Raw genomic sequence first — 19,918 nt, forward strand, 5'->3', positions numbered from 1 at the left:
CGGTCTGTGTTCCAATCTGATTTCAATCAAGACAAAGGCTGGGATTTACTCTTTTCGGAAGGCATACTGTGCACAACCTTGAACCGGTATCAGACACGGATTATTTTGAATTGATTCGTTGAAAGGGTTGGACAACAGGGATAATTGACAACTCTTGTATTTTCAAGCTCCGAATTTTATCCCGTATGCCCCAATTCGGATGAATCCGCCTTCGGAGCAAAAAGTGCTCCGAAGGACCTCTCTTTTTACCAATGCAGAAACGACTTCACGATCGACATTCCAAAGAGATCAATGTCCGGTAAGCATACCTATTGATCACCGATCTGCACCAACACCGAAGAGGGCTATCTCAATGCCATATATACCCGATCTATCAATCAACTTCAGCCTATTTCACAATCGGAAAACCAATCGCCCCCGCCCCCCAGGATATCGAAAATATACAAATTCATATCTGATGGATTTTTATTGCTCCGCCATCGTTCAAGCATCCTCCAATAATTCGAAATCAAGCACCATATCGAGATCAAAATTCCTGATAACAGCTCTTGGACCTCGCTAAATCGAAAGAGGTAGCACACATCTTCTCGATATTCACCGAAACACACCCTCTGAATCGGTCCCGGAATTGGCCCCGGAATCGGTTCGTCCCGCCCCAATCCGTTCGACAGACGAAAAGCCGCCGCAAACAAATGCCCCTACCCGTTCCAACCCACCTCCCCCATATGCAGATAGAGTCATAACTTTCCAAGTTACAACTCTATCTGAATGGGAATAGGCCGCAGCGGAGTATGCCCCGCCCGGGGATTTAAAGGATCTGCGGAAATCACCGCTCACGATCCGAGAATCAAACCAGTCCGGAGAATCCCATAAACGCCATGGCCAGAATGCCGGCCGTGATCAGCGCAATAGGAATGCCCTTGAACGCCTTGGGTACGTCCTCGAAATCGAGACGCTCGCGAATACCCGCAAAGAGCACCAGCGCCAGGGCGAAACCGAGGGCCGTGGCCACCGAATAGGTGACGCTCTGCAACAGGTTGAACTCCTTCTGGATCATCAGGATCGCGACGCCCAGCACGGCACAGTTCGTAGTGATCAGGGGCAGGAAGATACCCAGCGCCTGGTAGAGCGACGGCGAGAGTTTCTTGAGCATGATCTCGACCATCTGCACAAGAGCCGCGATCACGAGGATGAAGACGATCGTCTGCATGTAGACGATGTCCAGCGGCACGAGCACATAGGTCTGAATCAGCCACGCCACGACGGCCGCAATGGCCATCACGAAGGTTACGGCAGCCCCCATGCCCAGCGAAGTCTCGACTTTCGACGACACGCCCAGAAAGGGGCAGATGCCGAGGAACTGCGCCAGCACGACGTTGTTGACGAAGATGGCGCCAATGATGATTGCAAAATAGGAAAGCTCCATAACTACTTCTTGGCTAATTTGTTAAACAATACCATCAGATAACCCAGCACCAGGAATGCACCCGGGGCCAGCACGAAGATCAGCGGAGCGACGTCCGCAAATCCGAGGTTGAATCCGAAGATGGCGCCGCTGCCCAGAATCTCGCGCACGGCACCGATCACCGTCAGCGCCAGCGTAAAGCCCAGGCCGATGCCCACACCGTCGAGGATCGAGTCCAGCGGGGAATTCTTCGACGCGAAGGCCTCGGCGCGGCCGAGGATGATGCAGTTCACCACGATCAGCGGGATGAAGACACCCAGCGCACCGTACAGAGCCGGCACATAGGCCTGCATCAGCATCTGGATGATCGTCACGAACGAGGCGATCACGACGATGAACGCCGGGATGCGGACCTTGTCGGGAATGATGTTCTTGATCAGCGAAATCACGAGGTTCGACATGATCAGCACGGCCATCGTCGCCAGGCCCATACCCATGCCGTTTCCGGCCGACGTCGTCGTACCCAGCGTGGGGCACATGCCCAGCACCAGCACGAATGTCGGGTTGTTCCTGATGATGCCGCTCGATATAATTTGCAGTTTATTCATTTTGACCTCCTTCCTGAGCCTCGGGCTCGTTGGTTTGTTCGGCGGTAGCCGTCGCCCCGGAGAGCGCCTCGGCCGGAGTACCGCCCGTTGCCACGCTCTTGTAAGCCATCCACGCACGATTGATCGCATCGACATAGGCACGCGACGAGATCGTTGCGGCAGTCAGCGCATCGACGTCACCGCCATCCTTCGTCACGGCCAGTTTGCCGTTTACGAGCTTCTTCGACTCGAGTTTCTGCCCCTTGACGCTCGTGAGCAGGACATTGCCCTCGTCGGCCATCTTGGTTCCGAGACCCGGTGTCTCGGTCTGATCCAACACATTGACATTCACGACTTCGCCTTCGGGAGTGAAGCCCACCATCAGGCGCACCACACCGCCGAATCCCTGCTTGGTCATCGACTGCACGGCATAGCCGCTCACGCTGCCCCCGGCCGTCGCCATGTAAACCGTGATCGGCAGGTCGTCGATGGTCAGCTCCCGGGTCGTCGTCTCATCGAATGCGGGGAGCACCTCGTTCAAGGCCGCCAGCGTTGCGGCCTCCTTGGCCGCCGCGATCGGCTCCACGGTAATCATATTGACGAAGCCCACTCCGGCCGAAGCCACAAGGGTGATGCCGAAGAGGACGGCCGTCATGTTCAAAAGAGTACTTTTCATGCTGTCACCTCCTCCTTATTTCACGCCGAAGCGCTTGGGTTTGACATATTTGTTGATCAGGGGCACGCAGGCGTTCATGATCAGGATCGCAAACGACATACCCTCGGGATAGGCGCCCCACAGACGGATGCACATGGTGATCAGTCCGATTCCCACGGCGAAGATCACACCGCCCTGAACGGTCATCGGCGAGGACGAATAGTCCGTGGCCATGAAGATCGCGCCGAGCATTGCACCACCGGCGAGCACGTGGAACAGCGGCAGCGACCACAGCGCCTCTCCCGTCTGTTGGCTGCACAGCGCCACGACAAAGGCGAACACGGCCATCGTCGCGAGCACCGTCACGGGAATATGCCACGTGATCACGCGGCGCCACAGCAGGTAGACGAAACCGCACAACAGGGCAGCCGCAGCCACCTCGCCCAGCGACCCGGGGATGTTGCCCATCAGCATTCCCTGCATGCCGATGGCTCCGGGGCTGGCCAGCCCCTGCTTCACGACAGCCAGCGGCGTAGCGCCCGACAGCACGTCGAACGAACCGTTCACGGGCAGCGGCCAGGTAGTCATCTGCACCGGATAGGCGATCAGCAGGAACACACGTCCCACCAGTGCGGGGTTGAAGGGGTTCTTACCCAGTCCGCCGAAGGTCATCTTGGCGACGGCGATAGCCACGAAGGCGCCCATCACGACGATCCACCAGGGGATCGAGGCCGGGAGGTTGAATGCCAGCAGCACGCCGGTCACCACGGCCGACCAGTTGCCAATGGTGTCCGCACCGCGGACCAAGAATTTCTGAATCAGGTATTCGATCGCCACGCACGCCGCCACGGAAAGGGCCGTAACGCGCAGCACATCCACTCCGAAGACCACCGTCGACACGACCAGCGCGGGCATCAGTGCGATCACAACGTCGCGCATGATCCGGGTTGTCGACTGGGCCGTCTGCACGTGGGGTGCGGGAGCCACAATGAGTTTATTAGCCATATCTGTACTGTTTTTTCATTTACTTTTTCGGTGCAGCCGCTGCACGTGCACGGATCATCCCCATCACGGTCTGCTTACCCAGGCGCACCCAGTCCAGCAGCGGCAGATAGGCCGGACACGTCGACTGGCAGCATCCGCACTCGATGCACGAGGTGATCATCAGCTGCTCCAGCTCCTCCCAGCCCTTCTTGCGGGTCATCTTCGCGAGGTAATAGGGCTCCAGACCCATCGGGCAGGCGGCCACGCACTTGGCACACTTGATGCACTGCGTCGCCTCGCGGCGCACAGCGTCGCGTCCCGACATGACGGTGATTCCCGAGCAGCCCTTCGTCACGGGCGATTCGAGGTTCACCATCGCCCGACCCATCATCGGACCGCCGTTGATCACCTTGCCCGCATCTTCGGGCAGGCCACCCGCGGCCTCGATCAGCGCCGCGATCGGCGTTCCCATACGGGTCAGCAGGTTCTTCGGCTCCTTCACGTTCTTGCCCGTGACGGTCACCACACGCTCGATCAGCGGTTTGTTCTTCATCACGGCCCGATAGACGGCCACGGTCGTCGAGGCGTTGCACACCACAGCCCCCACGTCGATCGGCAGTGCGGGCGGCGGCGGCACCTGACGCCCCGTCACGGCTGCAATCAGCTGTTTCTCACCACCCTGCGGATACATCACCTTCAGAGGCACGACCTCGATGCCCTTGTATTCGGCTGCGATCTTCGTCAGATGCGCAATGGCGTCGGGTTTGTTGTTCTCGATGCCGATATAGGCTTTCTCGACGCCCACGGCCTTCATCAGAATCGTGACGCCGACGACCAGTTCCTCGCCGAGTTCGAGCATCGTGCGGTGGTCCGACGTAAGATAGGGTTCGCACTCCACACCGTTGATGATGACACACTCGGCCTTCTTTCCGGGAGGCACCGAGAGTTTCACGTGCGTGGGAAACGTGGCACCGCCCATGCCGACGATGCCGGCGTCCTTGATCTTGGCGATGATCTCCTGCGCCGAGAACGGGCACTCCTTCACCAGAGCGTCCGAACGGTCGATGCTCTCGACCCAGTCGTCGCCCTCGCGCTTGATGGTGATCATCATCTGACGCAGGCCCTGGCCGTTGACGGCCATATCGACCGCCGTCACCGTTCCCGAAATCGGAGCGTGGATGTTTGCCGACATGAAACTGCCGGCTTCGGCGATGAGCTGGCCCGTAAGTACCTTGTCGCCTTTGGCGACCTTGGCCACGGCCGGGGCGCCGATGTGCTGTGCGAGGGGAATCGTCACCACGTCGGGCAGCGGCAGGACCTCGATCGGTTTGGCGCAGCTCAACTTGTTTTCCGACGGATGGACTCCGCCCATTGGAAATGTCTTCATAGTTGGAAATCCTTGTTTTACGATTCTTTGTTAGCGACGGGTGCATTTTCCGCCTTCGGAGCGACAACGCTCACCGGAGCCTTCGGAGCAGCCGGGGCCTTGGGGGCCTTGGGCAGCGGTTCCATGCCGACGAGCCGGATGGCTCCCGTAGGACATTCGTTCACACACTTGCGACAGAGTTTACACTTCTGCGGATCGATATATGCGAGGTTGTTCTCCACGGTGATGGCACCGAAGGGGCAGACTTTCGCACACTTGCCGCAGCCGATACACCCGGCCTTGCAGGCCTTCATCACCATGGCACCCTTGTCCTTCGACACACACGACACGTAGACCGCACGGTTCTTGGGCCATTTCTTGCGCAGTTCGATGATCATTTTCGGACAAGCCTTCACACAGGCGCCGCAGGCCGTGCACTTGTCGGCATCGACCTCCGGAAGTCCCGTTTTCGGATTGATGTGAATGGCGTCGAAGGCACATGCCACGACGCAGTCGCCGAATCCGAGACAGCCGAACGCACATCCCGTCTCGCCCACATAGAGCGCCGAAGCCACGGCACACGACTTGGCGCCGTTGTACTCGTTGGTGCGCGGACGCTTCTCGCACGTGCCGCCGCAGCGGACGGTCGCCACTTCGGGCTGCTTTTCGGCAGCGGCTTTTCCGAGGTATGCCGCCACAGCCTTCATACAGTCGCCGCCGCCCACGGGGCAGAAGAGCGCCGAGATATCGTCGCGCTTCACCAAAGCATCGGCCATGCCCCGACAACCTGCAAATCCGCAGCCGCCGCAGTTGGCCCCGGGGAGCATCTTCTCCACCTCGTCGATCCGCGGATCCTCCTCGACCCGGAATTTCTGGGCCACGAAATAGAGGATTACCGCCGAAAACACTCCCAGCGCACACAGCGTCAGGATCGTGTAAAGTAATACTTCCATCAGATTTTTGTTATTGTAAATTGAATTGTGTGTTCGATTTTGTGTCGGAAGAGCCACAGCATGCCGTAATAAACGCCCACGCCCGCAATAGCGGCGAGGGCGCCCGCCCCTTCGCTCCAGCCGGCCAGGACGATCGTCTCGACCAGCACGGCCAGCAGCACGGCCAGTGCGCCGACGTAGGCCAGCACGACGGCGCGCACCCCGGCACTCCGCCTCACGCCGACCATCACCTCTTCGCCGGCAGCATACAGCCCGGCCCGGGGAGTCGCCACGACGACGATCTTGTCCTGCGCCTCGGCCAGGCCACACGCCTGACGGGCCTTGCAGGCACCGCAGGCGCTCCGGGAGGTGATCCTCACATAGACCGTGTCACGCTCCGTGCGTTCCACCACGCCGCGGTGTTCGATCAGCTCCGCCACGCCCTAATCTCCGTATTTGTTGGTGAGGGGCATCAGCCGCTCATGTCCGAACGAGCAAGCCGAAAGCCGCAACACGGGCGGAAACTGGTAGCGTTTCTTCTCGTTGCGCATGATCATGGCGTGGATTTTCTCCACCACCGCCGAGTCGAATCCCGCGTTGACGATCTCCTCGCGGTGCTGTCCCTCCTCGATCATGCGGAAGAGGATGGTGTCCACCACCTCGTAGGGAGGCAGGATGTCGCTGTCCTTCTGTCCGGGATGCAGTTCCGACGAGGGCTCCTTGGTCAGGATGCTTTCGGGAATCGGGTCGCCCTGCGTCCGGTTGATATAGCGTGCCAGGTCGTACATTTCGCTCTTGTAGAGGTCGCCCGTGGGGCTGAAAGCGCCTGCCGTATCGCCATACAGGGTGCAGAGCCCCAGAGCGTTCTCGCTCTTGTTCGAGGAGTTCAGCAGGATGTAGTCCGTCTTGTTCTGGAGCGCCATCAGCAGCACCGTGCGGATACGGGTCTGGATATTCTCCTCCGTGGCATCGAACTCCGTGCCGCCGATAACCGGCTTGAGGGTGTTCACCATGCTGGTATAGATTTCCGAAATCGGAATGACGTTGTATTCGATGCCGAGATTGCGCGCCAGCTCCTTGGCATCCTCCACCGACTCGAGCGACGAGAAGGGCGAGGGCATCAGCAGCGCGCGGACATTCTCCGCCCCCAGCGCATCGGCGGCGATCGAGGCCACCACGGCCGAGTCGATGCCACCTGAAAGTCCGATCGAGGCCTTCCGGTAGCCGTTCTTGCGGAAGAAATCCCTCAGTCCGCAGCGGGCCGCCTCGTAGACCAGACGCGTGCGGTCGTTGTAGGTGGCGTGAATGGTGATCGGCGTCACCTTGGCCTCGGTATCGAAAATCTGGAAATCCTCCTCGAAATTCTTCATCATCAGCACCAGTTCGCCGCGGTTGTTCAGCGCCCCCGACGTGCCGTCATAGACGATGTCGGTCGAGCCGCCGACCTGATTGACCAGCACGAGGTTCTTGCTCTCGACGAAAGCCAGGTTGCGCATGATCTCATAGCGATAGGTCATGGTGCCCCTGCCGTATTTGCGGGCATTGATCGAGATGACCGTTTCGACCGAGTGGTCGAAATCGCGCTCGCGGCTCAAATCGTCGCCCACGATGATCGCACACTTATGGCCCTTGATCGTGGCATACTCATAGCCTTTCGAGGGGACCAGAAATCCCATTTCGCGACGCGCCGTGATGTATTTCTTGCCGATGTAGCGCAGCACTTTGCGGTCCTGGATCAGCGCCGCGGCGCTGATCGTTCCCTGCGCCGTAAGGACCGGAAGGCCGACGATGGCGGCAATGCCGTCGCAGCACGAGGCTATTTCGACCAGCGCCTCCTCGCAGAGTTCGAGGAAGGTTGTTTTGCGCAACAGATCGAAAGCGGGGGTTCCGCTCACGGCCTGTTCGGCGAAAATCACCAGGTCGGCATGCTGCGCTTTCGCCTTTTGAATGGAATCGATAATCTTCGAGGCGTTGCCGTCGACGTCTCCAATCGTGTAATTCAGCTGAGCTATGGCTATTTTCATGCGAATAAATTAAGTCCGGAAATTACAACTTTGCAAAGTTAAGGATTATTTGTAAAAGTCGAAAGGATTTTCAATGTTAATAAATTAACATTCTCGCATTTACAAAAATCTTTAAAAACAAAAAGCTCCCGGATTTCCGGAAGCCTTTCGAGGTTTTGTTCTGTTGCTACTCCTGCGTCTCGTCGGGATCGGCGACGAGGATGCGGCCGCAGTATTCGCAGATAATGATCTTCTTGCCCTGGCGGATGTCCACCTGACGCTGGGGCGGGATGCGGTTGAAGCAGCCTCCGCAGGCGTCGCGCTTGACGGTTACCACCGCCAGTCCGTTGCGGACGTTGCGGCGGATGCGGTCGTAGGCCACCAGCAGGCGCTCGTCGATCTTCTCCTTGACCCGCTCGCCCTGCGCGGCGTATTCGGCCACCAGCGGAGCGGTCTCGGCCTCGATACCCTCCAGTTCGGCCTTCTTGGCCGTCAGGTCGTTAGCGCGCTCCACGGAGAGGTTTTCGGCCTCCTCCAGCTGGAGTTTCTTGGCTTTCACGCCGGCCGAATACTCCTTCAGACGTTTCTCGGCCAGTTCGATTTCGAGCTCCTGATACTCGATCTCCTTGGTGATGGCATCGAACTCGCGGTTGTTGCGCACGTTGTTCTGCTGCTCTTTGTAGTTGCCGATCATGATTTTAGCCTGGTCGACCTCCCGTTTGCGCTGCTTGGTCAGCGTGTTGAGCTCCTCAATCTCGGCGTTGATGTGTTCGACGCGGGTTTTCATCCCGGCCATCTCATCCTCGAGATCCTGAACCTCGAGAGGCAGTTCGCCTTTCACCTTGTTGATTTCGTCGATCTTGCTATCGATCTTCTGCAGTTCATAGAGCGCCATGATCTTCTCCTGCATCGAATAATCGACATCGGCCGTCTTCTTTTGCGTTGCCATATCGTGTCTTTATAGTTTTAGACTTAAACCAGATAGTTTACCGGATTGCGCGAGCGTTCACTCTTGCGAACCGCAAAGGTACATAAATTTTTCGACAAAATATCAAATATTAATTGAATTGCGCAATATTCGCTCTCAAAATGGCCTATATCCGCCACCGTGAGGGCCTTGTCGGGTGTCATGAAGTCGTTGTACTTCATGTCGGCGGTGATGTAGATGTCGGCTCCGGCACGGCGGGCTTCGCCGATCAGCGAGGCCCCGGACCCGGTGCAGACCGCCACGCGGCGCACCTCGGAAGTCGCTATGTCACTGTGCCGTACGACGCTCACCTCAAGCCGCTGTTGTATAAAGCGCATAAACTCCACAGTATCAACCGCTTCCGGCAATTCACCCGTAACCCCGAATCCGGCGCCGTCCCCGGCGCCCGAAGGCTGGAGTACCCGGAGGTTGCCCACGCCCAGCATTTCGGCCAGCCGCCAGCTCATACCCCCCGGGGCGCTGTCAAGGTTGGTGTGGCAGGCGTAGAGCGCAATCCGGCTGCGGATGGCCCGCTCGACGCACCGCTCGACGGGATCGGCCGAATTGAAGCGTTTGAGCGCGCGGAAGACGATCGGATGGTGCGTGATCACCAGATCGCAGCCTTCGGCCTCGGCCTCGTCCAGCACCTCCTCCGTGACGTCCACGGCCAGCAGGGCCTTGTGGACCTCGTCGTCGGGGCGCCCGACGATAAGTCCCGCATTATCATACGACTCCTGCCACTCAAGTAGGGCAAAGCGTTCGATGATGTCGGTTATTTGCTTGATAAACATACGAATGAATGAATTAGATGATTCACCTTTGAATTTCCCTCCCGCTCTTCATCGCCGCCTGGGGCGGCATTTGCCGATCTGCCCGGCCTCAACCCCGCGAGAGCCCCGGCGCATGCGCCCCGATCTCCAAACGCAACTCCGGGTCGGAATGCGGGTCTCTAAAACAACGACTGTTCGTAAAACGCAAACAGTTCCTTGTTTTCGACCTCCTCCTTCTTGCGGCGGGGTCTGCGGGCGGAGCGTTTGGCGGCAGGCTGTGCGGAGCCCTCTCCGGCGGCATCCCCGGCGGCCTCGTCCGACGGTTCATCGATCTTCACCACGGCCCTGGCCCGGCGGCGGCGCGCGGGTGTCTCGGCAGCAGCGGCATCGGCCATATCGGAATCCGAAGCGGTCACGATCTCACCCTCCCCGACCTTCAGGTCCTCACGCACCTCGACCAGCAGGGAGCGGATGCGCTGCAGGCGCTCCATCAGTTCGGCATCGCGGTTCACACCGCTCTCGGAGGGTGCTTTCCGGAGCGCCTTCTTGGCCCCTTCGAGCGTCATGCCGCGCTCCTTGACCAGGTGGTAGATCATCTTCAGATTCCCGACATCCTCCGGAGAAAAGAGGCGGTTGCCTTTCTTGTTGCGCTTCGGGCGGAGGATGCTGAACTGCGACTCCCAATGGCGAATCAACGACGTATTGACGTCGAACATCTCGGCCACCTCGCCCATCGAATAAAAAAGTTTATCGGCCATATTTATTGTTTTATAATTCGCAATGAGTTGGGATACAGGTTATTCACCCGCACACCGATCCGCTTGGCGAATCCCAGTGCACGCCCCCGCGAGCAGATGAGGTTCATCCCCTCGGCCAGTCCCCCGGCGGCGATCTCCTGCCGGCGCAGGAAGCGCAGCACCTCCTCCCCGTCCAGTTCCGCCACGGGCAGCGCCCCGCGGTTCAGTCCGTCGAAAAAGGCCAGCGCGGGGTCGGGTTTCAGCACCCCCTTGAACACCTGTCCCAGTGCCACGCCCGAGTAGATCACGGGCAGCGCCTCGGAGAGCATCCGCACGGCGTCGGCCTGCGCCGCATACCAGGCATAGCAGGTGTCGGCCACCGCCGCGAAGCGCATCCTGTCGGGATGCTGCACCCAGCGTGCCAGTTCGCCGGAGGTTTTCCGGTCGACAGCAGCAAACGGCGTGCGGCGTGCCTTCGGAGTACGCACGCGGCCCCCGGCATCGAACGATTTTCGGGCCACGGCAGCGAAGAATCCCTCGCCGCAGGCCCGGTGGGGATAGAACCGGAACGTGCGGAATGCTCCGACGCGTCCGCAGACGATACCCCACGCATCCTCCACAGGCATCGCTTCCGATGCGACGATCTCGTCGCCGGCCCAGGCCGCCATGCGCTCCAGCGAGCCTTCGTCCTCGTCGCGGTTGAACGTGCAGGTGCTGTAAACGAGCGTGCCGCCCGGACGCAGCGCCCGCCACGCCTCGCGCAGGATGTCATCCTGCCGTGCGGCGCACAGCTTCACGTGGCCTTCGCTCCACTCGCCGCGGGCGTCGGGATCCTTGCGGAACATACCCTCGCCCGAGCAGGGGGCATCGACGGCCACCACGTCGAACCAGGCCTCGAAATCGCCCAGCGCACGCGGCTCGCAGGTCGTGACGGCCACGTTGCCCGTACCCCACTTGCGCACGTTGTCCGCCAGCACCGAGGCACGGCGGCGGTCGATCTCGTTGGCGACGACCAGTCCGTCGGGGCCAGCCAGCGAAGCGTAGAGCGTCGTCTTGCCGCCCGGAGCCGCACACAGGTCGAGGATGCGCGCCCCTTGGGTGGGGACCGCTGCGAGCAGATGCCCCACAAACTGAGACGAAGCCTCCTGGACGTAATAGGCCCCAGCGTGGAAGTCGGGATCGAGCGTGAAGGCCGGGCGCACGGCCAGGTAACGCCCCTCGCGGCACCAAGGCACACATCCGGCGATCGTCAGAGCCGGAAGTTCCGCAGTCCCCGGCCCGGGATGCCCGGCGTCGGGTTCAGCCACGGGGTTGGCGTCGCATCCGGCAGCGGGGGTGGCATTGCATCCGGAGTCGGATTCCGTGTCGGGTCCGGCGGGCTGTTCGGCTCCGCATCCGGCGGCCGCAGTCTCAGGCCCGGTTTTGGCCGGGTTCAGGCGCACCGAGACCGGCGGCTCCGCATCGAGCGCCGCACAGAGGGCAGCCCCCTCCGTCTCCCCGAGGTCGCGCAGGACCCGATCCACGAATTTCTCAGGCAGCATCATGTGCTATTTCTTCGCTTTGAGCGCATCGAGGCGCGCACAGATCCGTTCCAGAACCGCCGGATCCGAGACGAAATCCTCGTGGTCCTTGTCCACGACGAGCACCTCGCCGTCGTAAATGCTTTCGATCCAGTGGTTGTATTTGTTATTCAGCCGCTTGAGGTAGAGTTCATCGATGTTCATCTCATACTCGCGGCCGCGCTTGCGGATCTGCGAAATGAGCGTCGGAACACTCGCCTTGAGGTAGATCAGCAGGTCGGGTTTGGGGATGAGCGTCGTCACCAGCCCGAAAAGCTTCATGTAGGTCTCGATGTCGCGCGTGGCCATCAGGCCCATTTCATGCAGGTTGTCGGCGAAGATGTGCGCATCCTCGTAGATCGTGCGGTCCTGGAAGATCACCCCCGACTTGCAGTCAGAGAGCATGTCCATCGTCTGCTGGATGCGGCTCCCGAGGAACGAAATCTGAAGATTGAACGCCCAGCGGTTCATATCCTCGTAGAAGTCGCCGATATAGGGATTGTCGCACTCCTCGAGGTAGCACTTGGCGTCGTAACGCTTCGTAAGGATCTGGGTGAGCGTCGTCTTGCCGCTCCCGATATTTCCGGCTATGGCTATATACATGGCAGTTACAGGTGTTTGTTATCTCTTCATTCCGGCCGGCTCAGCGCCAAAAGCCAGTATCTCGTCGGCCACACGGCGGTCGTTCACCAGCCGCGGGACCTTGTTCTTGCCCCGCGCGCGCATCCACGCGAGGAACCGCCCCCGCTCCACGACCCGCAGCCGCTGGCGCTCGAGCGAGGTCATCCGCTTGGCATCGTAGTCCGAATTGACGGCCCGCAGTTCCTCGTCGAGGATCCCGGCGAAACGGTCGAGGCTCTCCGGCTCGCGTTCGAACTCCACGATCCACTCGTGTGCGCCCCGCTCGCGGAGCGACATGTAGCACGGCGCGACGCTGTATTCGCTCACGACGGCACCCGTCTTCCGGCAGGCGGCCAGCAGGGCGTGTTCGGCATTGTCGACGATCAGCTCCTCGCCGAAGACATTGATATACTGTCGCGTGCGCCCCGCAAAGCGGATGCGGTAGGGATTCGTCGAGGTGAATTCCACCGTATCGCCGATCTCGTAACGCCACAGACCATTGTTCGAGGTGATCAGCACGGCGTAGACCTTTCCGCACTCCACACCCTCGAGCGGCACGATCTGCGTTCCGCGGCGGAACTCAAAGAAGGTCCCGTAGTCCAGCATCAGCAGCATGTCGCTGCGCGCCGGGTCGTCGGCCATGGCGAAGAATCCCTCCGAGGCGTTGTAGGTCTCCATGTATTTCATCCGCTCCGAGGGTATCAGCTCCTCGAACGTCTTCCGGTAGGGTGCGAATTCCACACCCCCGTGGGCGAACATCTCCAGCCGGGGCCACACCTCCAGCAGATTTTGCTTGCCCGTATACTCCAGCACGCGGCGCATCAGCGCCAGGTTCCACGACGGGACTCCCGCAAAGGAGGTGATCGGTTCGCCGACACACTCGCGGCAGATGGCGGTGCACTTCTCGTCGAAATCGGGAAGGATCGCCGTCTCGATCCGCGGAGCCCGGAACCAGCCGCTCCAGAAGGTTGTCTCGCTGATCAGCAGCGCCGAAAGGTCGCCGACCAGGTTGCGCCCCTCGCGGCAGCACGAGCCGCCGAGCGTCAGGGTCTTGCCCTCGAAAACCCGGGTCTTCGGATTGTTGGCCGAAAAGACCGTCGCCACGTCGCGCATGCCCTGCGTATGGTTCCACCACAGCGACTCCTTCGTCACGGGGATGTATTTGCTCCGGTCGGAGGTCGTCCCCGACGAACGGGCGAAGAGCGAAACCCGCCCCGGAGCCGTGACGCTACGCACGCCCTCCATCATCCGTTCGATATAGGGTTTGAAGGTCTCGTAGTCGAACGTCTCCACCTGCGACTGAAACTGCTCCACCGAACGGATATGGCGCAGGTTGTAGCGGTCGCCGAACTCCGAGAAGCGCCCCCGCCGCAGCAGCTGTCGGAACATCCGCGCCTGCGTCTGGGCAGGATGGCGGCGAAATCGGTCGATGGCCCGCTCGCGCTGCGAGAACCAGGCCTTGAGAATGAGATTGCGAAAGGACATTACGCTAATTAAAATAATACCCTACCTTCCCCACCGACCCGGGCATGGCGAAGACCACCACGCGGTCGTAGGGGATTATTTCCATGTTGTCGACGGCAATGAAGACCTTGTCGCCGCGGACGATGCCGCCGATGATCGTATCCTCGGGAAGCCCCAGGTCCTTGATCCGCACCTTCGTGGCCGGGGAATTGGGTTTCACGATGAACTCCAGCACCTCGGCGTCGCTCCCCGTCAGGCATTTGATGGCCTGCACGTCGGTCGACATCGTGAAGCGGAAAATGTTCGATGCGGTAACCAGCTTCTTGTTGATGATCGTGTCGATGCCGATCGACTCGGCGAGGTTTATGTAATTGAGATTCTCGACCTCGGCGATCACCTTCTTGACCCCCATGCGCTTGGCCAGCATCGCCGCAAGGATGTTGGTCTCGCTGCGGCCCGTCACGGCAACGAAGGCGTCCATGTTCGAAAGACCCTCCTCCATCATCGCTTCGGTATTGCGGCCGTCCTCGTTGATGATCAGCGTCTTGTCGAGCGCCTCGGCCAGACGGTAGGCCTTGTCGGCATTGTAGTCGATCAGTTTGATGTTCACCTCGTCCTGCAGCTCGAAGGCGATGCGGATGCCGATGCGCGACCCCCCGAGGATCATCATGTTCTTGATCTCGATGTTCGACTGGCCCGAGAACTCCATCACCTCCCGCACGGCGTCCTGCCGCGCGATGACATAGATCACGTCGCCCTCCATGAACTGCTCGCCCTCGCGCGGAATGATCGTCTGACCGCCGCGCGTGATGGCCACCGTGCGGTAGCTCAACGGCGCCTGGTCGTCGTCGAAGCCCGTGAGCACCTTCCCCACCAGCGGCGAGGCCGGCTCGAGGCGGAAAACCACGAGCGAGAGTTTCCCGCTCGAAAAGTCTACATACTCCGTGGTCGAGGTGTGCCCCAGCAGGTTGATCACCTCGCGGGCCGCGACTTTCTCGGGGTAGAACAGGTAGTCGATGCCCATGTCGATGAACATCTCCTTGTTGTTGGGTTCGAGGTATTCGTTGTTGTCGATGCGGGCGATGGATTTTCGCGCACCGAGCTTCTTGGCCAGCATCGCCGCCACAATGTTGTCGTTCTCCTCGTGGTTGACGGCGATGAACAGGTCGCACTTGCGCACCGAAGCCTCGCGCAGCACGGCGAAAGTCGTCGAGTCGCCCTCGACGGTGATCACATCGGCCAGGCTGCCGACCTCGGAGAGCAGTTTCTGGTCGCTGTCGATAATGGTGATGTCGTGGCCGTTGCCGCTGAGCATGCGCGCCAGGTGACTGCCCATCTCGCCGGCACCCGCTATCACGATTTTCATAGTTACCTCAGTTTTGTCAGCACAAGATGCTGCCCGGAATACCCGGGCAACATTTTTGCAATTTATCTTACAAATGTATACATTTGTCCCCGAAACCACAAATTTCGGATCGTAAAAAAAACGGAATCCTATGCCAACATGGTTAATCGTTCTGCTTTGCGCCATACTCGCCGTCGGGCTGTTCGTGCTGGGCATGTCTCTCACGCTGATGATCAAGGGACACAACATCGACTCGGAGATATCGACCAATAAAAACATGCAGAACCTCGGCATCAAATGCGCCGTGCACGAGACGCGCGAGGCGGACGGCGGAGCCGACTGCTCCGGCGGTCAGCCTGCGGGCTGCTCGGGCAACTGCGGAGCCTGCGATATCGAACACAAATAGTCCGAACGGTCCTCACAAACAGCCCGAGCGGCACTTCCGGCGGAGGGGGAGGGCCACGGAGCCCCAATTTTTCCTCGGCAGGGGCCGGGCCGGAGGCGCAGACAGGAGCCACAGACATCGGCCGGGTCGAAGCCACAGACAAGGGCTACAGGCATCAGTCGGGTCGGAGGCGCAGACAGAAGCCGGAGGCATCAGCCCCCCCGAAAACTCCGCCCAGATCGGGAAGCACCAACAATCCCCGAAAACATCGACAGCCCCAGAAATAATTAGCGGCAGCCCCGAAAATTAGCGGCAGGGCCGGAGGCATCGGCCGGTTCGGTCAGTTTCCGCGCCCGGTTCGGTAGTTCACCCGACGGGATGAGCCGAAATCCGGAAAATGCCGACACGCCCCGTTACAACGGGCAGAACTTCGACCGGCAGACGAACCACGGATTGCGCAGATCCTCCTCGTTATAGCGCAGCTCCCGGTCGTCGGGAAGCGTGCGGGTGCTGCCCCCCGCCTCGGAGAGAATCAGCTCCCCGGCCGCCGTGTCCCACTCGTAGGTGTGCGTCGTGCGGACGTAGTAGTCGACACGCCCTTCGGCCAGCAGGCAGAACTTATAGGAACTGCCCTGCTCGATGATCTCCAGATCGGGGTGACGCTCGCGGAGGCGGGCCACATGCTCCTGTGTCTCGGGAGTCTGGTGCGAACGCGAAAGGGCCACGAGCGGATGGTCGTGGTGCCCCTCCCCGGTCAGCGGCAGGGGCATCCAATTGTGGACGATCTCGTCGTAGGTATACTCCGCAGAGGCATCCGGCGCGATATGTTCCTTGAGGTACGAGCCCGAATCGCGGCCCGCAATGTACATCTTTTCGAAATAGGGAACATAAATGACAGCCCCCATGCAGATGTTGTTCTCCATCAGGGCGATATTGACCGTAAATTCGTTGTTGCCCTTGATAAATTCGACCGTGCCGTCCAGCGGATCGACCAGCCAGTAGAGTTCCCAGTTGCGACGCTCATCGTAGCGCATCTCCCGGCCCTCCTCCGAAAGAATCGGAATGCGCGTGGGACCGAGGTATTCGCGGATGGTCTTGTGCGCAACGCGGTCGGCCAGTGTGATCGGGGTTTTGTCGTCCTTGATACTTATATCGTAATCGTCGAGATTCTTGTAAACGCGCATGATAGAGGCTCCGGCTCTGACTGCCGCATTGAAAAGCGGCGGCAGCAGATACATTCTCACCTTGTCGTTAATCATCGTAACTCGTATTTTGGAATCGGTAATCTTTATTGCCATGGTAAAGATAACAAGAATTTATGAGATCGAAAAATTTTCCAAGCCTTAATCGTGTCCGAAAAGACGTCTCCATGCCGTGAGGCCTCCAGAGGGCGGAAAGACCGCGCCGCCAGCGAGCCGCGCGGCACACTCCCCGCCGGCCCACACCAGCGCGAGGGTCGCAAGTGCGGCGGCGGAGGTCCACCACCCCACAGCTGCCGCAGCGGCAAAAGCCGCGGCGAGCGACACCGCAGCCAGTCCGCGCAACGCTCCCGACATCCGGGCCCCGGCCTGCAACGCGTCCGAGAGCCGGGCTCCGGAGCGCGGTGCGGCGAGCAGGGGTTCCCACAGCATCCTCCGCCGGCTGCGGGGAATGCCCCGCATCGGGTGCATCCCGAAGCCGCCCGCCACGACCACCGCCTCGCGGCGCAACAAGACGGCAGGTTCACCCAGGGGCGAACGTATGAGGTCGAGGCTCCCCGACCGTCCTTCGCCCAGGCAGGCGACGAGCCGCTCGACGCTTCCGGGCAGCAGGAAAGATCCGGCGCGGACGGGCAGCAGGTAATCGTAGGTGGCCACCGCCGCCGCGGCGTCGAAATCGCCCGCCGCCGAATCCCACGCCCGGTCGACGAGCACCAGTCTCCGGAAGCAGCGCCTGCGCGAACGCCCCAGAGCGCGGACTCCCGAGACGTCGAGTTCGCCCAGGCAGGCCCACTCGACGCGGATCATACGGTAGCGTGCCACTAGTGCGGCAAAATCCGCGGAATGACGTTGGGCGTCGAGCACCACGATCACCTCGTAATGCGCGTATTCGGGCGAGAGGAGATTTTCAAGCTGCGCGGCATCCGTCACGCCACTGCACAGAACCGAGATGCCGATCGCATCGGGGGCATCACTGGAGGCCCGGCGCACGGCATTGAGCAACAGCCGTTTGTTGCGGGCCCGGGAGATGGCCGACAGCAACACGACCGTGCATGCCGCCGTCAGGGAGAACAGCAGGAGCAGAAGCAGTTTCATGCCAGATTGCGTTTATAGGTTTGCACGAGCGATTCGTAGTAGGGGCGCTCGCGCTTGTCGAGCAACCGCCGGAGCAGTCCCGGGGAATAGCCCTCGGCGACGACGTGGCGCAGCAGGGCCTTGCGCTCGGCGGGAGGCATGGCCGAGAGCCGTCCGGAAACGGCCCGCCGCGTCAGCGGACGGTGCAGGGCGCAGAGCGTATAGAGGGCCTCGCGCACCAGTTCCGGGTCTTCGTCCCCGGAGACGATGCGCAGCAGAGGCCGCTCGGCCTCCTCGATACCGAACTGCCGCACGATATTCAGCCCCACGATCCGCAGGTTGCGGTTCGGGGAGCCGATAAGGGGTTTGTAGGCGACGGGCAGCAGCCCGCGTCGCAGGAGGGCCATGATCTCCTCCACCTCGCCGGCCGAAAGGGCATCGGGGTATTCGGCCATCAACTGAAGGGCCGTTGCGGGGGCGGCCGCAAGCTGCACCATCAGCGTCTGGAAACGCACATGGCGGTTGCGGCTCCCGGCATAACGCGCGACGACGCCGGCCACAGCAGGGCCGACAGGCAGACGCGAGAGCAGCAACAGGCAGCGGGCACGGCGGTAGCCCCGGGAGCGGGACGCGCGGCGGAGCAGCCAGGCATCGAGCCCATACTCGGCGACGATGCGCTGCAGGAGCGCGGCATCGAGCCCGTAGGTGACGCCGGCAAGTCCGGCAACGGTCTCGACGAGCAGCAGCCGGGCGCCGGAACGGCGGATCATCGGGAAGCGCGGCACGGGGCCCTTGCCCGCCAGCAGGTAGAGCATCACGATACGCAGGTATTTCGTCCGCAGCACGGCATCGCGGCCGCGCCGTCTCCGGGCCCGGAGTTCGGCTGTGCCGAGCAGCGTCAGCAGGACGAGTGTTCCGGCCGCCGCAAACATCGCATAGAGCTTCAGAAGCGTTTCGGTCATAACTGTCGGTTCAAGGCGTTGGCGATCTTTGTCCGCAACCGCTGGAGGCTCACGGGAAAGGTCATATACTGATTGACGCCGCACTCCAGCAGACTCAAGACCGTCTGCTCGGCGTGCTGCCACGCCACGACGTAGACCAGCGGCCGCCTGAAACCCGCCGGGCGCAGCATGCGCACCACGTCGCAGCCCGTGAAGAAAGCCGAGGTCCCCACGATCAGGACCAGGTCGAAGAGCATGCGACGGACCATGCGCCGCACGGCGGGCACATCCGAAGCACAGCGCACGTCGGCCTGCATGTCGGCGAGCGAAAGCCGGATCACGTCGCGCAGAAACTCCTCGTCGGAAACAATCAATATTCGGTACATGTCCTTCCGCCGGCTTTGCCGGCTGCTTCTGCCGCGCCCAAAACCGTGCCAGAGCCGCTTCGGAACAAAAAAAATCGCAGGATGTGTTGTTTATAAGATAAATATGCGTATATTTGCACTCCGAATTTATGGTCAAATACATAATCGACTTAAATGTACGTTATAGTAGAGATTGCAGGTCAGCAATTTAAAGCTGAAAAAGGTCGGAAACTTTATGTTCACCGTCTTCAGGGCGAAGAAAATTCGTCCGTAAGTTTCGACAAAGTCCTGCTCACAGACAACGACGGTCAGGTCAAAGTCGGCGCACCTGTAGTGAAAGGCGCCGCAGTGAAGTGCAAGATCCTGAAGCATCTGAAGGATGACAAGGTTTTGGTGTTCAAAAAGAAACGTCGCACCGGATATCAGAAGTGCAACGGACACCGCCAATACCTCACGCAGATTCTCGTCGAGGAAATCGTTGCATAACCCTTTAAAAACTGAATCAACATGGCACACAAGAAAGGTGTAGGTAGTTCGAAGAACGGCCGTGAGTCGGAAA

At 60.4% G+C, this 19,918-nt stretch carries 21 protein-coding genes; 2 read left to right on the forward strand and 19 right to left on the reverse strand.

The genetic code is table 11. The annotated features are described in order from the left end of the window. Positions 1-847: 847 nt before the first annotated feature. The 15 genes from rsxA to trkA form a co-directional block, all read right to left on the reverse strand. Positions 848-1,426, reverse strand: coding sequence for an electron transport complex subunit RsxA (gene rsxA / locus QZ460_RS09860; protein WP_015546724.1), 579 nt, complete (start codon positions 1,424-1,426; stop codon positions 848-850). 2 nt (positions 1,427-1,428) lie between these two features. Then, complete coding sequence (locus tag QZ460_RS09865) at positions 1,429-2,013, reverse strand: RnfABCDGE type electron transport complex subunit E (protein ID WP_290541411.1); 585 nt, start codon at positions 2,011-2,013, stop codon at positions 1,429-1,431. Continuing rightward, a complete protein-coding gene (locus tag QZ460_RS09870; protein ID WP_290541412.1) occupies positions 2,006-2,668 on the reverse strand; it encodes an RnfABCDGE type electron transport complex subunit G in 663 nt (220 codons plus the stop codon). Before QZ460_RS09870 ends, QZ460_RS09865 begins: the two co-directional genes overlap by 8 nt. Before the next feature lie 15 nt (positions 2,669-2,683). Continuing rightward, the gene (locus QZ460_RS09875; RefSeq protein WP_290541413.1) at positions 2,684-3,652 is read right to left on the reverse strand and encodes an RnfABCDGE type electron transport complex subunit D; all 969 of its coding nucleotides are present in this window, start codon (positions 3,650-3,652) and stop codon (positions 2,684-2,686) included. A 19-nt stretch (positions 3,653-3,671) separates the two neighbouring features. Next, positions 3,672-5,018 carry an electron transport complex subunit RsxC gene (rsxC, locus tag QZ460_RS09880; RefSeq protein ID WP_290541414.1) on the reverse strand — a complete coding sequence of 449 codons (1,347 nt, stop codon included), beginning with the start codon at positions 5,016-5,018 and terminating at the stop codon, positions 3,672-3,674. 17 nt (positions 5,019-5,035) lie between these two features. Then, positions 5,036-5,950, reverse strand: coding sequence for an RnfABCDGE type electron transport complex subunit B (locus QZ460_RS09885; RefSeq protein WP_290541415.1), 915 nt, complete (start codon positions 5,948-5,950; stop codon positions 5,036-5,038). Next, the gene (locus tag QZ460_RS09890; protein WP_290541416.1) at positions 5,950-6,369 is read right to left on the reverse strand and encodes a SoxR reducing system RseC family protein; all 420 of its coding nucleotides are present in this window, start codon (positions 6,367-6,369) and stop codon (positions 5,950-5,952) included. The genes QZ460_RS09885 and QZ460_RS09890 overlap by 1 nt, the downstream gene beginning before the upstream one ends. Before the next feature lie 3 nt (positions 6,370-6,372). Next, positions 6,373-7,953, reverse strand: coding sequence for an NAD+ synthase (locus QZ460_RS09895; protein ID WP_290541417.1), 1,581 nt, complete (start codon positions 7,951-7,953; stop codon positions 6,373-6,375). A 166-nt stretch (positions 7,954-8,119) separates the two neighbouring features. Then, entirely contained in the window at positions 8,120-8,881 is a 762-nt protein-coding gene (locus QZ460_RS09900) for a C4-type zinc ribbon domain-containing protein (protein WP_290541418.1), read from the reverse strand. A gap of 23 nt (positions 8,882-8,904) precedes the next feature. Then, positions 8,905-9,690 (reverse strand): Nif3-like dinuclear metal center hexameric protein, encoded by a 786-nt coding sequence (locus tag QZ460_RS09905; protein ID WP_290541419.1) that lies wholly within the window; start codon positions 9,688-9,690, stop codon positions 8,905-8,907. Between the two features lie 158 nt (positions 9,691-9,848). Further along, a complete protein-coding gene (locus QZ460_RS09910; RefSeq protein ID WP_290541420.1) occupies positions 9,849-10,427 on the reverse strand; it encodes a MerR family transcriptional regulator in 579 nt (192 codons plus the stop codon). A 2-nt stretch (positions 10,428-10,429) separates the two neighbouring features. After that, positions 10,430-11,950: an rRNA cytosine-C5-methylase gene (locus QZ460_RS09915; RefSeq protein WP_366935014.1), complete on the reverse strand. Its 1,521-nt coding sequence runs from the start codon at positions 11,948-11,950 to the stop codon at positions 10,430-10,432. Positions 11,951-11,953: 3 nt separating this feature from the next. Continuing rightward, complete coding sequence (locus QZ460_RS09920; RefSeq protein WP_290541422.1) at positions 11,954-12,568, reverse strand: deoxynucleoside kinase; 615 nt, start codon at positions 12,566-12,568, stop codon at positions 11,954-11,956. 18 nt (positions 12,569-12,586) lie between these two features. Further along, the gene (locus QZ460_RS09925; protein ID WP_290541423.1) at positions 12,587-14,071 is read right to left on the reverse strand and encodes a GH3 auxin-responsive promoter family protein; all 1,485 of its coding nucleotides are present in this window, start codon (positions 14,069-14,071) and stop codon (positions 12,587-12,589) included. Between the two features lie 4 nt (positions 14,072-14,075). Beyond that, positions 14,076-15,416, reverse strand: a complete 1,341-nt coding sequence (gene trkA / locus QZ460_RS09930) for a Trk system potassium transporter TrkA (protein ID WP_290541424.1) — start codon at positions 15,414-15,416, stop codon at positions 14,076-14,078. Positions 15,417-15,546: 130 nt separating this feature from the next. On the opposite strand from trkA, the gene QZ460_RS09935 reads away from it, so the two are divergent. After that, complete coding sequence (locus QZ460_RS09935) at positions 15,547-15,801, forward strand: hypothetical protein (protein ID WP_290541425.1); 255 nt, start codon at positions 15,547-15,549, stop codon at positions 15,799-15,801. Positions 15,802-16,193: 392 nt separating this feature from the next. On the opposite strand, the gene QZ460_RS09940 is transcribed toward QZ460_RS09935, so the two are convergent. From QZ460_RS09940 to QZ460_RS09955, 4 genes are all read right to left on the reverse strand, one after another. Continuing rightward, positions 16,194-17,039: a 3'(2'),5'-bisphosphate nucleotidase CysQ gene (locus QZ460_RS09940; protein ID WP_290541426.1), complete on the reverse strand. Its 846-nt coding sequence runs from the start codon at positions 17,037-17,039 to the stop codon at positions 16,194-16,196. A gap of 84 nt (positions 17,040-17,123) precedes the next feature. Continuing rightward, positions 17,124-18,074, reverse strand: a complete 951-nt coding sequence (locus QZ460_RS09945; protein ID WP_290541427.1) for a hypothetical protein — start codon at positions 18,072-18,074, stop codon at positions 17,124-17,126. Next, positions 18,071-19,015, reverse strand: coding sequence for a hypothetical protein (locus QZ460_RS09950; RefSeq protein ID WP_290541428.1), 945 nt, complete (start codon positions 19,013-19,015; stop codon positions 18,071-18,073). Before QZ460_RS09950 ends, QZ460_RS09945 begins: the two co-directional genes overlap by 4 nt. Continuing rightward, positions 19,012-19,380 (reverse strand): response regulator, encoded by a 369-nt coding sequence (locus QZ460_RS09955; protein WP_290541429.1) that lies wholly within the window; start codon positions 19,378-19,380, stop codon positions 19,012-19,014. Before QZ460_RS09955 ends, QZ460_RS09950 begins: the two co-directional genes overlap by 4 nt. 153 nt (positions 19,381-19,533) lie before the next feature. On the opposite strand from QZ460_RS09955, the gene rplU reads away from it, so the two are divergent. Continuing rightward, on the forward strand, positions 19,534-19,845 hold the full coding sequence (rplU, locus tag QZ460_RS09960) for a 50S ribosomal protein L21 (protein ID WP_015546709.1): 312 nt from the start codon (positions 19,534-19,536) through the stop codon (positions 19,843-19,845). Positions 19,846-19,918: the final 73 nt, after the last annotated feature.

Source organism: Alistipes sp., from assembly GCF_020026455.1.
In the GTDB taxonomy this organism is placed as follows: Bacteria; Bacteroidota; Bacteroidia; order Bacteroidales; family Rikenellaceae; genus Alistipes.

Coding starts and splice junctions, on each gene's coding strand:
- QZ460_RS09925 (WP_290541423.1), bottom strand. CDS start 14,071: ATGTCCTTTCGCAATCTCATTCTCAAGGCCTGGTTCTCGCAGCGCGAG.
- rsxA (WP_015546724.1), bottom strand. CDS start 1,426: ATGGAGCTTTCCTATTTTGCAATCATCATTGGCGCCATCTTCGTCAAC.
- QZ460_RS09900 (WP_290541418.1), bottom strand. CDS start 8,881: ATGGCAACGCAAAAGAAGACGGCCGATGTCGATTATTCGATGCAGGAG.
- QZ460_RS09935 (WP_290541425.1), top strand. CDS start 15,547: ATGCCAACATGGTTAATCGTTCTGCTTTGCGCCATACTCGCCGTCGGG.
- QZ460_RS09885 (WP_290541415.1), bottom strand. CDS start 5,950: ATGGAAGTATTACTTTACACGATCCTGACGCTGTGTGCGCTGGGAGTG.
- QZ460_RS09945 (WP_290541427.1), bottom strand. CDS start 18,074: ATGAAACTGCTTCTGCTCCTGCTGTTCTCCCTGACGGCGGCATGCACG.
- QZ460_RS09940 (WP_290541426.1), bottom strand. CDS start 17,039: ATGATTAACGACAAGGTGAGAATGTATCTGCTGCCGCCGCTTTTCAAT.
- QZ460_RS09865 (WP_290541411.1), bottom strand. CDS start 2,013: ATGAATAAACTGCAAATTATATCGAGCGGCATCATCAGGAACAACCCG.
- QZ460_RS09920 (WP_290541422.1), bottom strand. CDS start 12,568: ATGTATATAGCCATAGCCGGAAATATCGGGAGCGGCAAGACGACGCTC.
- QZ460_RS09895 (WP_290541417.1), bottom strand. CDS start 7,953: ATGAAAATAGCCATAGCTCAGCTGAATTACACGATTGGAGACGTCGAC.
- rplU (WP_015546709.1), top strand. CDS start 19,534: ATGTACGTTATAGTAGAGATTGCAGGTCAGCAATTTAAAGCTGAAAAA.
- QZ460_RS09905 (WP_290541419.1), bottom strand. CDS start 9,690: ATGTTTATCAAGCAAATAACCGACATCATCGAACGCTTTGCCCTACTT.
- QZ460_RS09955 (WP_290541429.1), bottom strand. CDS start 19,380: ATGTACCGAATATTGATTGTTTCCGACGAGGAGTTTCTGCGCGACGTG.
- trkA (WP_290541424.1), bottom strand. CDS start 15,416: ATGAAAATCGTGATAGCGGGTGCCGGCGAGATGGGCAGTCACCTGGCG.
- rsxC (WP_290541414.1), bottom strand. CDS start 5,018: ATGAAGACATTTCCAATGGGCGGAGTCCATCCGTCGGAAAACAAGTTG.
- QZ460_RS09870 (WP_290541412.1), bottom strand. CDS start 2,668: ATGAAAAGTACTCTTTTGAACATGACGGCCGTCCTCTTCGGCATCACC.
- QZ460_RS09950 (WP_290541428.1), bottom strand. CDS start 19,015: ATGACCGAAACGCTTCTGAAGCTCTATGCGATGTTTGCGGCGGCCGGA.
- QZ460_RS09910 (WP_290541420.1), bottom strand. CDS start 10,427: ATGGCCGATAAACTTTTTTATTCGATGGGCGAGGTGGCCGAGATGTTC.
- QZ460_RS09875 (WP_290541413.1), bottom strand. CDS start 3,652: ATGGCTAATAAACTCATTGTGGCTCCCGCACCCCACGTGCAGACGGCC.
- QZ460_RS09915 (WP_366935014.1), bottom strand. CDS start 11,950: ATGATGCTGCCTGAGAAATTCGTGGATCGGGTCCTGCGCGACCTCGGG.